Source organism: Actinoplanes sp. CA-030573 (assembly GCF_050951115.1).
Lineage (GTDB): Bacteria > Actinomycetota > Actinomycetes > Mycobacteriales > Micromonosporaceae > Actinoplanes.
Genome location: NZ_CP192038.1, coordinates 2,918,077 through 2,931,710 on the forward strand (window position 1 = coordinate 2,918,077; position 13,634 = coordinate 2,931,710).

The following is a 13,634-nucleotide window of genomic DNA, read 5'->3' on the forward strand; positions in this document are numbered from 1 at the left end:
GTGCTATTCGGGCGGGACCAGGACCACGCCGAGCGATCCGGCCGGACCCTGGTCCTGCCCGTCGTCAAGGGCGGCCTCCACCGCGGCGCCGCGTCCGGGCGGCAGGTCGGCGGGCAGCTCGAACAAGGCCTGGAAGCGGCGCTGCTCCAAGGGGCCGAGCCGCAGCCGCACCTCGGTCCGCTCGCCGGGCTCGGAGACGGCGGCGCCGTCCTCGTCGAGCAGCCGCACCTGCGCCCGGATGTCGCTCGGCTCGATGCCGGAAGCCTCCGCGACCTGCCGTTGCCGCCACTCGTCGACCGGGCCGAACGCGAGCCGGTAGATGCGCTCCTCGGCGTAGGGATTGCCGGCGGCGAACGGCACGATCGCCGGCGCGCCCGGCGCCGCCGGCACGGCCATCAGGTTGCGCTGCGCCCAGTGCCGATCGTGGATCGGGTCGCAGGCGAGGCCGGCCCGGTCCTGCGGGTGCGAGACGCAGACCAGCAGGCAGACGTGGTTCGGCGCGGTCGCCGGGATGGTGGCCTTCATCGGGGGAGCGGTGGTGGTCAGGCCCGGCGTCGTGCGGGTGACCGGCACCGCGACGCCGGTGGCGGTGAGGAAGGTCGGCTTGGTGAAGCCGACGCTCGGATCGGCCCAGTAGACGACGACGGTGGCGACCGCGGCGCCGTTGCCGCCGCCCGAGTTGCGGACGTCGACGCTGATCTCGATCGGCTTCCCGGGCTGGTAGGCGGTGGTGCGGATCGACTCGCAGGCGTACGAGACGACCTGCGGCGGCAGTGCTTTGCGGTCGCCGTCGTCCCATTTGCCGCCGGGCGTCAGCGGCGTGGTCCAGTACGGGATGCACAGGTAGGGCCGGATGTCGGACGGGTGGTCGTCGGGCTCGTCGGGATGCATGGCACCGGCTCCTAGAAGTCGTCGTAACCGAGGATGACGACCCCGACCGGGTCGTCCTGCACCGAACCGGCGGCGGCCCAGCACGGGGCGGCGGCGCCGCGGTCCGCGTCCAGGTCGTGGTTCTGGCTGTCCTGCTCACCCCGGGCGATCTGCCGCCACAGGTTCAGCGACAGGCGTGGCGCGCTCAGATCGGTGTTCATGCTCAGGAACACGTCGGGCGTGGACCCGGCCGGGAACCACGACGGCGTGGTTGCCGGGTTCTCCAGCGGCGCGGTGGGGAACCGGTGATACGAGGCCACCGGATCGGGCTCCTCGCGGTGCGGCCAGGCGGTGAGCGGGGGCAGCGCGGTGAACTGGGCGTAGACGGGGTTGCCGACGAGGTGGCCGGGATAGATCAGGCCGCTGACGGCCAGGAAGACGTACGCCCGGTCGATCGCCTCCCAGGTCCGGCTGTGCAGGTCGTACAGCAGGCCGACCAGCTGGGCCACCTGCGGCGAGTCGGCCATGGCGGTCAGCTGCTGGGCGGTGACGTTCGGGTCGGACGGGCCGTTGGGGTCGCGGGGGTCCGGCGGGTCCTTCTCCCACAGCTTCTCGAGCAGCATGTTCTGCCAGAACGTGCATGGTTCCTTGTTCGCCCATTGCACGATGCACTGCACGAAGGCCTGCGCCAGGTCGAGCACGATCAGGACCAGGGCGATGATCCCGCAGACCGTGGAGCCGCTGTTGCTGTCGGACTTGTTCGGCGTGCTCGAGCCGGGTTCCGAGGGCCCGTAGGTCACGGCCACCCCGCCGCCGTCCTGCCCGACCACGTCGACGTCCTGCGGGACCAGGCTGGGCGGTGGGTTCTGCGGGTCGCCGTAGAGACTGGCCAGCCAGAGCTGGCCGGGCGGCGACGGAACCGCCGGCAGGGCGAAGCCGTCCAGCAGGTCGAGGTGGTCGAGCAGCCGGCGGTAGCCCAGATCCAGGTCGGGCGCGGGCGGCGTACGGGCCGGGTCGAAGGTGGCGGCGAGCGTGTCCGCCACCAGCGACGCGAGGGCGGGCGGGAGTGCCGGTGCGCCGGCCGGCCCGAAGGTCACGCGCGCCCGCATCTGCCCGGGCGTGCGCGCGGCCGGGTGGTGCAGCGCCAGCCAGCTTCCGGTGGCGTTGCGGGCGATCCGGTCGCGGTGGCGGTGGCTGCGCCGCGGACCACCGACCGCGTGGCCGAGATAGGCGGAGCCGGCCACGTTGGCGCCGTAGGCGGCCGTCGCGCCGACCGCGAACGCCAGCGTCGTCTCGTCGTTCGCGATCCGGAACAGGTTGCGGACGAACGCGTCGGTCCGCCGGCCCAGCGTCAGGTCGCTCCAGTTCCATTCCTCGACGCGCTCGTCACGCTGGCGGGGATGCGGCGGCAGGTGCGGGAACTTCCCGACGTCCGTACGCAACGCGTCGATCTCCAAGCGCATGGCGTTGAGCGTGTTCCCGAACTCCTGGATGCCGACCGCCGCCGCGTTGAACTTCGCGGCGGACCCCGGGTCGGCCGGCTGCTCGAGTGCCGACTCGAGGTCGGCCCGCAGGCCGCCGAGCCGATCGCAGAGGCCGGTGCCACGCTGCCACAGGTCGGCCGCCCGGTGCAGCAGGTCGAGCTCGGCGCCGTCGGCGGCGGCATGGGCGAGCAGCTGATGCACGAACGCGCCGAGCAACGACGCCCCGTCCTCGCCCGAGGCCGCGGCGACCGCCCGGTCCCGGGCTCCGGCGGTGGCGGCGTCCGGGAAGGCGGTTGCGGCCAACGTGGTCAGAAAGACGTCAAGCCCGATGTGGTCACCGTGATAGTCGATCATGAAGGTCGCCCCCCGGCTCTCCATGGTTACGTACGGCAACGGTAGGGCTGCGGCGGTGGCGGCGACATGGGGCGAACTACCGACCCCCACTGGACCGGCGGGGCAGCGACGGAAGTCGATCATCGCTATAGTCCGGTCCCTCACCTCTTCGACGGAGATCTAGATGAAGCGCACCTTCGCCGCCTGGGCGCGTGTCGGGACCGGGATTGCCGTGGTGGCGACCAGCGCGTTGCTGGGCGCGCCGACCGCCGCCCACGCTGCCGATCCTCTTCCCGACCTGTCGGTGTCGTTCGATCGCGACCCGGTCGCGGAGATCGACAACAGCGGCACCACGGTCGGCGTCTACCTGTACAACAACGGCGAGGTCCCGGCCACGGCCGTCACCCTCACGCTCGACGTGAGCAAGCTCAGCGAGGCGGTGACCGCCGCCGTCCCCGAGTCGAACGACCAGTGCGCGCTCGAGGCGGCCACGGTCACCTGCCGGATCGGGCGGATCGACCCGCTGGTCACCCAGCACCTCTACGCCCTCGACCTGGCCAGCCGCGCCGGCGCCCCGATCGGCCCGGCCGGCGAGGTCACGGTGTCGATCGACGGCGCCGAGGACGACGCGAACCCGGGCGACGACAGCACGACTTTCCCGGTCACCGTGATCGCCTCCGGTCCCGACCTGGCCGTGGTCGCCGACGACCTGAACACCGCCGGCGATCCGGTCGGGCCCGGCGACGAGGTGCCGTTGCTCGCCGCGGTCGGCAACGAGGGCGACACCGCCGCGGTCGGCGCCACGATCACGCTGGACCTTCAGACCTCCGCCACCGTCGTCGAGCGGTACAGCGATTGCACGTACGAGAGCTACTACCCGCACGCCCCCGGCGGTGACTACGTCTACGGGCCGGGCCACGTCGTCTGCCCGCTGCCGGCCCTCGAGCCGGGCGAGGACCTGCTGCTGTTCGACCCGTCGACCGGCGAGTCGGTGTTCACCGTGACGTTCGGCAAGAACATGCCCGGCCCCGACGAGAACTACGGCCACCTGTCGGCCCAGCTCGCCGGCGAGTCCCGGCTCGCCGAGGGCGCCCGGAAGGCGGCCGGGGCCGGCTCGTCGTTCGCGGCCGCGGTGAAGCGGCTGGGAGAGAAGGCCAAGGCGTCGAAGTCGGTGCCGGCCAAGGCGAAGGCGACCCTGGGCGAGATCGACGAGTCCGACAACTGGGCCGAGTTCCGCTGGTGGAGCAAGCCCAACCAGCTGGACGTGCGGGTCAGCGCTCAGCCGGTCACCGGAACGGTGGGCCAGACCGCCGACCTGAAGTACGAGATCGTCAACCAGGGCCCGTCCGACGGCGGTGGCCCGTCGGTGCTGATCACCGCGCCGGCCGGCACCGTGCTGCTGCCCGCCGAGTGGTGCTGGACCGACGGCACCGAGCACGAGCAGAAGCCGGAGTCGGCGCGACTGCGCTGCAGCTTCGAGAGCGAGTTCCCGTCGGTCGCCTCCGGCTTCGGCCGGATCGGCCAGACGCTGAAGCTGAAGATCAAGTCGACGCCGGGCAGCGACGGCACGATCCTCGCCCAGTCCTGCTGCGTCGGCTCGACCGAGACCGACAAGGCCGACAACACGGCCCGCATCGTGTTCGCCGCGGCCGGCGGTTCCGGCGGCGGTTCCGCCGGCGACCCAGGCTCGGGCGGCAGCGGCGGCGGCCTGCCGATCACCGGCACCCCGATCGCCCTGATCGCCGCCATCGGCGGTGCGGTGATGGCGGCCGGCATCGTGCTCGCGTTCGTCTTCCGGCGCCGGAAGGTCGTCCTGCGGGCCCCGGGCGACTGACCGCCCTGCCGGTCAGCCGCGCAGGAACAGCAGCACCGCGAGCACCCGCCGGCTCTCGCTGCCGGTCGCCGGCAGCCCCAGCTTGCCGAATATGCTGGACACGTACTTCTCCACCGCCCGCAGCGTGATCACCAGCCGGTCGGCGATGCCCTGGTTGGAGTTGCCCGCCGCCATCAGCTCCAGGACCTCCCGCTCGCGCGGCGTCAGCCGTTCGAGCGGGTCGTCGCGGCGGCGGCGCGACAGCAGGGTGGAGACGATGATCGGGTCGATGGCCGAGCCGCCGGCCGCCACCCGCCGGACCGCGCCGAGAAACTCCGGCACGTCGCTGATCCGGTCCTTGAGCAGGTAACCGACGCCGTCCGCCGAGTCGGCCAGCAGCTTCATCGCCAGCCCCAGCTCGACGTACTGCGACAACACCAGAACACCCATCTCCGGGTACGCGGCGCGCAGCTCGATCGCGGCCCGCAGGCCCTCGTCGGTGTGGGTCGGCGGCAGCCGGATGTCGAGCACCACCACGTCGGCCCGGTCGGCCTTGAGGTGCGACCGCAACTGGTCGGCGTCCCCGCAGCGGGCGATCACCTCGAACCCGGCGTCGGTCAGCAACCGGGCCAGGCCCTCCCGCAGCAGCACGCTGTCCTCGGCGAGCGCTACCCGCATGGCAGCTCCGCCCGCACCCGGGTGCCGCCACCGCGCGGCGTCCACACCCGCAGCCGGCCGCCGAGCGCCTCGACCCGGTCGGCCAGCCCGCGCAGGCCGGTGCCGCGCTCGGTGTCGGCGCCGCCGACGCCGTCGTCGACGACCTCGACCACGATCTGGTCGCCGGCCCGGGTGACCTCGACCGTGGCCGCCGACGCCCGGGCGTGCTTGCCGACGTTGGCGAGGCTCTCGCACACCACGAAGTACGCGGCCACCTCGACCGCCTCGCGCACCCGGCCGTCCAGGTCGACCCGCAGCCGCACCGGGACCGGCGCCCGGGCCACCAGCGACTCGACCGCCACCGCCAGCCCGTGCGCGCTCACCACCGCCGGATGCAGGCCGCGGGCCAGGTCACGCAGCTCGGCCAGCGACACCGCGATCTCCGAGCGGGCCTCGGCCAGCAGCGCCCTCGCCTCCGGATCCTCGCCCAGCCGGCTCTGCAGCACGCCCAGGTTCAGCGACAACGCGACCAGCCGCTGCTGGGCCCCGTCGTGCAGGTCGCGTTCCAGCCGCTGCCGTTCGCGCTGACCGGCCTCCAGCACCCGGGCCCGCGATCCGCGCAGCTCCTCCACGTTGGCCCGCAGCTGCGCCTGCAACCGGCCGCTGCGCAGGGCGATCGCGGCCGCGGCGGTGACCGCGTCGAGCAGCGCCGGCTCGTCCCGCAGCGCCGGATCGTGCACCAGCGCGGCCATCGGCTCGCCGTCCTCGTCGATCACGGTGACCCGCTCGGGATCGGCCGGCAGGTCGACCGCGCGGCCGTCCTGGTCGGCCCAGGTGCCGAACGGCGGCAGCCAGTACAGCAGCGACAGCGACGGGTCGCGCAGTGCCGCCGCCAGCGGGGTGCGCAGGTCGGCCGGGTCGCCGCGCAAAGCCACCACCAGCTCGCCGACCGCGGTGCGGGCCAGCCGGGCCTCCAGCAGCCCGGCCAGGAACGCGACCGGGGCGACGCCGAGCAGGAACAGGCTGATCCGCTGGACCACCGGGAACGCCGGGCCGCCGAACACCCCGACCACCAGCAGCACGGCGATCGTCACCAGGCCCACCGCGAACGAGTCGACCAGCAGCGTGAGCGAGCGGCGCAGCGGGCGGCCGTGACCGCGCCGGCGGACGGTGAGCAGGCCGACGCCGGCCAGCGCGACCGCGCTGACCACCACGAGCTCGACGCGGTACACCAGCAGCGCGGCCTCCGGGCGGTCGGCGACCGTGATCCGGTGCGGGGCGAGACCGCCCAGCGCCATCGCCGCCAGCTGGCCACCGAGGGCCGCCGCGTACCCGGTACCGATGATCAGTTTCTCGGCCCGGCCGTGCAGCCGGCCGGTCGGGTAGGTCACGAAGACGTGCACGATCAGCACCAGCGGCACCACGTCGAGCGCCTGGCCGACGGTGTGCAGCACGGTGTCCTCGGGCGCCCAGATCAGGCTGCCGGCCAGGGCGGCGAAGCCGGTGAGCACCATCAGCGGGCCGAACCGGTTGCGGGGACGGCACCGCCAGGCGACCAGGCCGCTCACCGAGTACGCCAGGACCAGCCAGCAGATCGTCAGCAGGTGGACCGGTTCGACCTCGCCTCGGACCCCGAGCAGCAGGATGCCGCCCAGCGCCGTGGCGAGCACGGCGCCGAGGACGGTCAGTGTCGCGTTGGTCGGGCGGAGCATGGGTCACCCCCGGCGTCGGCGTCGACGCTACGCCCCCACCGGGCACCTTGGACACCAGAAAACCGGCCATCCGATCGGCCAGCGCACCGCCTTACCGCCGCCGTCCCGGGCTGCGAGCGTGAGGAAAACTCCAAGGAGGTTCCCATGTCCGCAGTCGCCACCCGCACCATGTTCACGGCCGCCGCCCTGGCGGTGACGCTCGCGGCCGGTTTCGCCGCCCCCGCCGCCGGTTCAGCGGGCCCCGCCGCCGGTTCAGCGGGCCCCGCCGCCGCGGGCGGGCACGACGCCGGGCTCCGGTCCGCGCTCGACGACCTGGTCGCGGCCGGCACGCCCGGCGCGATCCTGCTCGACCGCCACCACGGCCGCACCGTCCGGCTGGCCGCCGGATACGCGGAGGTCACGGCCCCCGAGCCGATGCGCCCGGCCGACCGGTTCCGGGCGGCCAGCCAGATGAAGTCCTACACCGCGGTCCTGGTGCTGCAACTGGTGCAGGAGCATCGGCTCGGCCTCGACGATCCGGTCGACCGCCTGCTGCCCGGGGTGATACCGCACGGCTACGGCCACGGGGTGACCGTCCGGCATCTGCTGCAGAACAACAGCGGACTGTTCAACTTCAACAACGACCCCCGCGTGCTCGAGCCGTACCTGGCCGGCGATCTCGGGCACGTGTGGCTGCCGGCGCAACTGCTGGAGATCGCCTTCGAGCACGAGCCGTCGTTCCCGGCCGGCGCCCGCTTCGAGTACTCCGACACCAACTTCATCCTGGCCGCGTACGTGGTGGAGGCCGTCACCGGGCACAGCTTCGACCACGAGCTGCGGAGCCGGATCCTGCGCCCGCTCGGCCTGCGCGGGACCGAGCTGCCGACCACCTCGGCGATCGGTGGACGGCACGCGCACGGCTACACCACGATCCCGGGCCCGACCGGCGACCTCGACGTCACCGGCCTGTATCCGTTCTCGTGGGCGGCGGGCGGGCTGACCTCGACGGTCGACGACTCCGCGGCCTTCTACCGCGCGTTGTTCGGCGGCCGGCTGCTGGGACCGGCCCTGATGCTCCAGCTGAAGACGACGATCCCGGTGACCGACAGCGACCTGCCCAGCCGGTCCGGCCTGGGCGTCCAGCGGTGGACGCCGTGCGGTGTGGCCTGGGGACACAGCGGCGACGCGCCCGGCTACCTCGTCTACACCTGGATCAGCGCCGACACCGGCGACGAGACCGTCCTGATGGTCAACAAGGACGGGCCGTCCCTGAGCCCGGCCGCGGGCGCCGCGTACAACGCCCTGCTCGTCCGGGCCTTCTGCGGGCGATGACGATGACCACCATCGCCGGCACCGTCCCGCCGCCGGCGCCCCCGCGCCGCCCGAGCCGCACCGGCCGGGTGGTGCGGGCCCCGCTCGGCCTCGCCGGATCGGTGGCCGCCGTGCTGTTCTCCTGCGCCTCGCTCACCCCGTCGCTGCTGCCCCGGGCCTGGTATCTGCAGGGCATCGTGAGCGGGCTGACCGCCGCCATCGGGTACGGCGTGGGCGCCGGCCTGGGCGCGCTGGTCCGCCTGGTGTGGCGGCGTACCTACCCGCGAGCAACCCGGATCGCCTGGCGGGTGCTGCTGATCGCGGCCCCGATCGCCGGCCTGCTGATGCTGGCGCTGGGCACGAAATGGCAGCAGGAGCTGCGGGCACGGCTCGACATGGAGCGGATGGCGACGTACGACATCGTGCGGATCGTGGCCGTCGGCGCGCTGACGTTCGCCGCCCTGCTGCTGATCGCGCGGCTGCTGCGGCTGGGCGCCCGGCTGCTCGCCCGGCTGCTCGGCCGGTGGGTGCCGAGGCCGATCGCCTACGCGGCCGGGTTCACCGTCGTCGCGTACCTCAGCATCGGGTTCGTCAACGGGTTCCTGCTCGACAACCTGCTCACGGTGGCCGACCGGACCGCATCGCTGACCAACGGCGGCACGCCGGAGGGCGTCCACATGCCCGGCTCGGCGCTGCGCTCGGGCAGTCCCGCGTCGGCCGCGCCGTGGCGCACGCTCGGCCGGCAGGGCCGCGAGTTCGTCGGCACCGGCCCGACCGTGGCCCAGCTGACCGCGTTCGCCGGCCGGCCGGCGCGGGAGCCGATCCGCCTCTACGCCGGCCTCGACTCGGCGGCGTCGGCCGGGGCGCGCGCCCGCCTGGTGGTCCAGGAGATGGACCGCACCGGGGCCTTCGACCGGGCCGTGGTCGGCGTCGTCACGCCGACCGGGACCGGCTGGGTGGACCGCAACGTGACCGACTCACTGGAGTACATGTACGGCGGCGACACCGCCCTGGTGTCCATGCAGTACTCGTACCTGCCGAGCTGGATCTCGTTCCTGGCCGACCGGTCGAAGGTGTCGGAGTCGGCGGCCGCCCTGATCGGCGCCGTGCACGCCCGCTGGGCGGCGATGCCGGCGGCGAACCGGCCGGAGCTGCTGCTGTTCGGCGAGAGCCTCGGCTCGTTCGGCACCGAGACCGCGTTCGCCGATCCGGCCGGCCTGACCAGCGGCGCCGACGGTGTCCTGCTGGTGGGACCGCCGTTCGCCAACCCGATCCGGCAGAGTCTGGTAGCCGGCCGCGACGCCGGCAGCCCGGTCTGGAACCCGGCCTTCTCGGCGTCCTACCCGGCCCGGGCGGTGGAGTTCGCCCGGCAGCCGGCCGACCTGCGGACCAGGCGGGGCACCCCGCCCGCCGTGGTGTACCTGCAGAACTCCTCCGACCCGATCGTCTGGTGGACTCCCGCCCTGTTGTTCGAGCGTCCGCAGTGGCTCGACGATCCCCGCGGCCCCGACGTGTCACCGGACATGCACTGGTACCCGCTGGTGACGTTCTGGCAGACCGCGGTCGACCAGGTCATCGCGATCGACGTCCCGGCCGGGCACGGTCACGTCTACGGCTCCGGCGTCGCCGACGGCTGGGCGGCGCTGGCCGCACCCCCGGGCTGGACAACGAACGACACCGTGCGGCTGAGGGCGCTGCTCGACGCTCCGCGCTGAGGCCGTCGAAGCGGGCCACCTGCCGATCGGGCCGGTGGCCCGTCCTCGCGCGCGGCGCCGACGTCGAGTGGACCACACGCCTCATCTCGGCCGGCTCCAAGCGTCGCGGTCGGCGACGATCAGGACCAGCGCGACCACCGCCCACGCCGCGCATTCGTACCACTCCTGGCGGGACAGGTCCGCGCCGCGGTAGCCGAGGTCGGTCATCGTCAGGAAGCCCTGCGCATTGTGGAACAGCAGCACCAGCAGCACGCTCCCGCCGGTGCGGTTGAACAGCCAGACGTACACGAAGGTGATGACGAACGTGGCGATCAACCCGGCCGGGCCGATGTCGCCGAGCAGCGGCAGATGCCACAGGGCGACCAGCATGCCGAGTACGGCGGCGGAGGCCAGCGGGGACAGGTCGCCCTGCAGGCGGGGCACCGCGAAACCGCGCCACGCCGGCTCCTCGGCCATCGGCCCGTCCAGCGGGTTGACCAGGCGCACCAGGAACGTCAGCGCGAAACTGCCCCAGGCGAGCCCGGCCCACTCGGGGTCGGGCGCGGGGTTGAGCGCCGACACCCCGAAGCGCAGCATCACCGGCAGCAGCAGCGCGAAGGCGTAGAAGTACCAGGGCACCCGCCACCGGATCATCCGCCGGCCGAGGTCGCGGAAACCCGGCCGGCCGTCCGCGACGGCGATGACGATCAGCGCGGCCAGCAGCGCCCCGACGGCGTTGAACGCCTGCCGCGGCCACACGTCCATCCGATACAGCGGCCAGGACCACCAGGCGAGCACGTACGCGAGCACGAAGAAGCTGGTCAGCCGGTGCCGTGCAATCCAGCCGGCGAGCCCCGTCCGGGTCCTTGTCCTGGTGTCACGGTGTTGCGGTACGTCCTGGATGACCCGGGTCTTCATGACGACGCTCCTCGCGAGGCAGGCGGTTGATCCGACATCCCTCACGCTGGCAGCGCCGGCCGCACCCGGTAAGCCGGTCCGCTGGCGAACCCGGCGGCCGGTTTTCTGGTGTACGGGACCCCGCCGCCCGTACGCCAGAAAACCGGCCCCCCGATCGGCCAGGGCGCCGCCTTACCGCCACCGTCACCGGCTGCGAGCGTGGGACGCGTATCCACCACCTCCCGAGACGAGACAGGTGAGTCCCATGCCGAAACGCATCGTGGCGACGCTGACCGCCCTCGGCCTCCTGCTGCCCGCCGCCTGCGCGGGCGGCGCCACCACCAGCGAGAAGGTCGACTACCAGATCGACGAGCCGGTCACCGCGCTGGAAATCGGCGCGCGCGCCGCCGGTGTCCGGATCACCACCGGGAACGGTCCGGTGACCGTCACCGAGGAGTACCGCTACGCCAAGGGCAAGCCGGCCACGGCACATCGGGTGGACGGGGCCACCTTGCGGCTCACCGAGTCCGGCTGCGCCGACGACGACGCCCGCTGCGAGGTCCGCTACCGCATCCGGGTGCCGGCCCCGACGTCGGTGGAGATCACCGCGCAGGCGGGCGCGGTCGACGTCGACGGCCTGGCCGGGACGATGCACGTCAGCACCCAGGCCGGCGCGGTCGAGGGCCGGGCTCTGACCAGCGACGAGGTGACCGTACGGACCGAGGCCGGCGCGACGTCGCTGGAGTTCGCCGAGGCGCCGGGACTGGTCCGCGCCACCACCGGCATGGGCGCCGTCGAGCTGCGGGTCCCGCGCACCGAGACCTACGCCGTCGACGTCCGCGCCGGAGTCGGCGGCGGCACCGTGCACGTGACCCACGACCCCGCCTCGGCGCACCGCATCGAGGTGCGCTCCGAGGTCGGCACGGTGTCGGTCGAGCCGCGACCGTGACCGCGGCCCGGCGCGCGGGCCGCGTGGACGAGACCGGTCGGCGCGCCGAGCGCGGCGGGGCCCCGGCCTACGGGGTCGGTTTGATCTCGACGACGTTCCTCAGCGGGAGCGTCGTGCCGTCCAGGGGCGTGGCGTCCACCGCCGACGAGCTCGGCGACGGGGTCGGCGACGGCGTGGCCGGCGGCTGCGTGGTCACCGTCGGCGCCGCGGTGGTCGGGGCGACGGTCGCCGGTGCGGTGGTCGCGGTCGGCGTCTTGTTGGAGAGCAGCATCGGCGCGTTCCACTTCTGCCGGCGCAGCACCGAGGCCTGGTTGAAGACGTCGGCGGTGTTCGAGGTGTTGGTGTTGACGCAGGTGTCGACGATCAGCTTCCAGTGGTACGAGGCCTGGTTCCAGTAGAACTGGGCGCTGGTGCCCGTGCTCGACGTGCCGTTCGGGTGGGTCAGGCACTTCCCGTTCGCGTCGATGATGCGATATTGCGTGAAGTCGTTGCCGGTACGCCGGTAGATCGTCCACTTCTGGGCCGCGGTCGGGCTCTTCGGGTTGCAGGTGGTGAGCGTCGGCCAGGTCGTCGCCGTGGTCAGGCAGTATGTCTGCTTCTTCGCGTCGACCGCGACGATCGGCCCGTTCACTCCGGTCGTGCCGTCGGCCCACTGGGGCAGCCGGTAGAGCTGGGTCCACTTGACGTTGTCCAGGTCCGGGTCCTGCGCGCACTCCAGGTTGGCCATGAAGGTCGTGTACTGGTCGATGCAGCGCGACGGCATGCCGTTGTTGACCAGCTGGGTCTCGATGCACGGATAGCCCGCGTCCTTGGTGCAGTCGTTCGTCCTGCTGCCCGCCTCGCCCGGGCCGATCTTGGTGTAGGTGCTGAACGTCTGGGTGGAGTTCGGCGTCGCGCTGCGGCACTTGGCGCCGGTCCCGAGCACGATCGGCGATCCGACGCTGCCCGCGGTCTGCACGTTGAGGCACATGCCGCTCAGCTTGTAACCGGTGCCGGTGGCCGCGGCCAGCTCGTAGTTGCCGTAGTTGTTGTAGTACCAGCGCTGGTTGGGCGGCACGATCGGGGTGACGCACGGCTGCATCGTGACCTTGGCGCCCGGCGCCGGCACGAGGCCCGCGTCGAGGCACATCGGGTTGCCGCTGAGGATGCCGGAGACGGTGGAGAGGGTCAGGTTCGACTGGTAGTACCAGTTCTGCTGGAAGTTGTTGTCCTGCACGTTGTCGGCGGTGCAGGTCTGCAGGGTCACCACGGTGCCGGCGGCCGGCTTGGCGGAGCCCGGGTCGAGGCACTTCTTGTCGTCGCGGGTCGTGGTGTAGGCCAGGATCGGGCGGGGGTTGACCAGGTCGTCGTACTGCGGGCCCCAGGTCGCGCTCGGGGTCGGGGCGAGGCTGATCGTCGCGGTCGTGGTCGTGGGGGCGACGGTGGTGGCCGGTGCGGTGGTGACGACCGCGAACCGGATCTCCAGGTCACCGCGCAGGGTCCGTCGGCCCTCGCCCTTCGTCGAGGTGCGCGGGGTGCCGGTCGACGTGATCCGGACGAAGGACGGCTTCGAGGCGGTCACGTTGGCGCAGGTGATGCCGGTGCTGGTGGCGGTGCTGGGGTCGCCGCCGTAGTAGGTGAGGCTCGCCGAGTAGCCGGCGCCGGTCGCCACGGTGGCGGCCCGGGTGATCGGCCCGCAGGGCAGCTCGGCGTACGAGTTGTCGGCGACCGCGACGCGCACGGCGGCCACCGCCGCCTCCAGGCCGTCCTGGGCCGCCTGCAGCGCGTCGCCGCTGCGCACGGTGATCCGCGTGCTGGTCACCTGGCTGATCACGACCGGCAGGGCCACCGTGCTGGCCGTCGTCACCACCAGCGTGAGCAGGATGGCGAGCGGCATCGAACCGCTCTGGTCCGTCCGGTGCCACCGGGCCGCCCAACGCCTCACGAAGCTCTCCT

Annotated in this window: 10 protein-coding genes; 4 read left to right on the forward strand and 6 right to left on the reverse strand. The window is 73.0% G+C overall.

Features of this window, described 5'->3' with window-relative positions; all coding sequences use genetic code 11:
* Positions 1 to 3: 3 nt before the first annotated feature.
* Together ACQP2F_RS13510 and ACQP2F_RS13515 are read right to left on the reverse strand one after the other, a co-directional pair.
* Complete coding sequence (locus ACQP2F_RS13510; RefSeq protein WP_433303961.1) at positions 4 to 891, reverse strand: hypothetical protein; 888 nt, start codon at positions 889 to 891, stop codon at positions 4 to 6.
* Between the two features lie 11 nt (positions 892 to 902).
* Entirely contained in the window at positions 903 to 2,708 is a 1,806-nt protein-coding gene (locus tag ACQP2F_RS13515) for a hypothetical protein (RefSeq protein WP_433303963.1), read from the reverse strand.
* 163 nt (positions 2,709 to 2,871) lie between these two features.
* On the opposite strand from ACQP2F_RS13515, the gene ACQP2F_RS13520 reads away from it, so the two are divergent.
* Entirely contained in the window at positions 2,872 to 4,521 is a 1,650-nt protein-coding gene (locus ACQP2F_RS13520; protein ID WP_433303964.1) for a peptidase, read from the forward strand.
* Positions 4,522 to 4,533: 12 nt separating this feature from the next.
* On the opposite strand, the gene ACQP2F_RS13525 is transcribed toward ACQP2F_RS13520, so the two are convergent.
* On the reverse strand, positions 4,534 to 5,178 hold the full coding sequence (locus tag ACQP2F_RS13525; protein WP_433303967.1) for a response regulator: 645 nt from the start codon (positions 5,176 to 5,178) through the stop codon (positions 4,534 to 4,536).
* Positions 5,169 to 6,869, reverse strand: a complete 1,701-nt coding sequence (locus ACQP2F_RS13530; protein ID WP_433303969.1) for a histidine kinase — start codon at positions 6,867 to 6,869, stop codon at positions 5,169 to 5,171. The genes ACQP2F_RS13525 and ACQP2F_RS13530 overlap by 10 nt, the downstream gene beginning before the upstream one ends.
* Before the next feature lie 144 nt (positions 6,870 to 7,013).
* Here ACQP2F_RS13530 and ACQP2F_RS13535 point away from each other — a divergent pair, with 144 nt between their 5' ends.
* The gene (locus ACQP2F_RS13535; protein ID WP_433303971.1) at positions 7,014 to 8,180 is read left to right on the forward strand and encodes a serine hydrolase domain-containing protein; all 1,167 of its coding nucleotides are present in this window, start codon (positions 7,014 to 7,016) and stop codon (positions 8,178 to 8,180) included.
* Positions 8,177 to 9,874, forward strand: a complete 1,698-nt coding sequence (locus ACQP2F_RS13540) for an alpha/beta hydrolase (protein WP_433303973.1) — start codon at positions 8,177 to 8,179, stop codon at positions 9,872 to 9,874. The genes ACQP2F_RS13535 and ACQP2F_RS13540 overlap by 4 nt, the downstream gene beginning before the upstream one ends.
* Before the next feature lie 81 nt (positions 9,875 to 9,955).
* On the opposite strand, the gene ACQP2F_RS13545 is transcribed toward ACQP2F_RS13540, so the two are convergent.
* The gene (locus ACQP2F_RS13545) at positions 9,956 to 10,771 is read right to left on the reverse strand and encodes a CPBP family intramembrane glutamic endopeptidase (RefSeq protein WP_433303974.1); all 816 of its coding nucleotides are present in this window, start codon (positions 10,769 to 10,771) and stop codon (positions 9,956 to 9,958) included.
* A gap of 244 nt (positions 10,772 to 11,015) precedes the next feature.
* Here ACQP2F_RS13545 and ACQP2F_RS13550 point away from each other — a divergent pair, with 244 nt between their 5' ends.
* Complete coding sequence (locus ACQP2F_RS13550; protein ID WP_433303976.1) at positions 11,016 to 11,699, forward strand: hypothetical protein; 684 nt, start codon at positions 11,016 to 11,018, stop codon at positions 11,697 to 11,699.
* A 67-nt stretch (positions 11,700 to 11,766) separates the two neighbouring features.
* Here ACQP2F_RS13550 and ACQP2F_RS13555 read toward each other — a convergent pair whose 3' ends face one another.
* Positions 11,767 to 13,623, reverse strand: coding sequence for a ricin-type beta-trefoil lectin domain protein (locus ACQP2F_RS13555; RefSeq protein ID WP_433303978.1), 1,857 nt, complete (start codon positions 13,621 to 13,623; stop codon positions 11,767 to 11,769).
* Positions 13,624 to 13,634 lie beyond the last annotated feature (11 nt).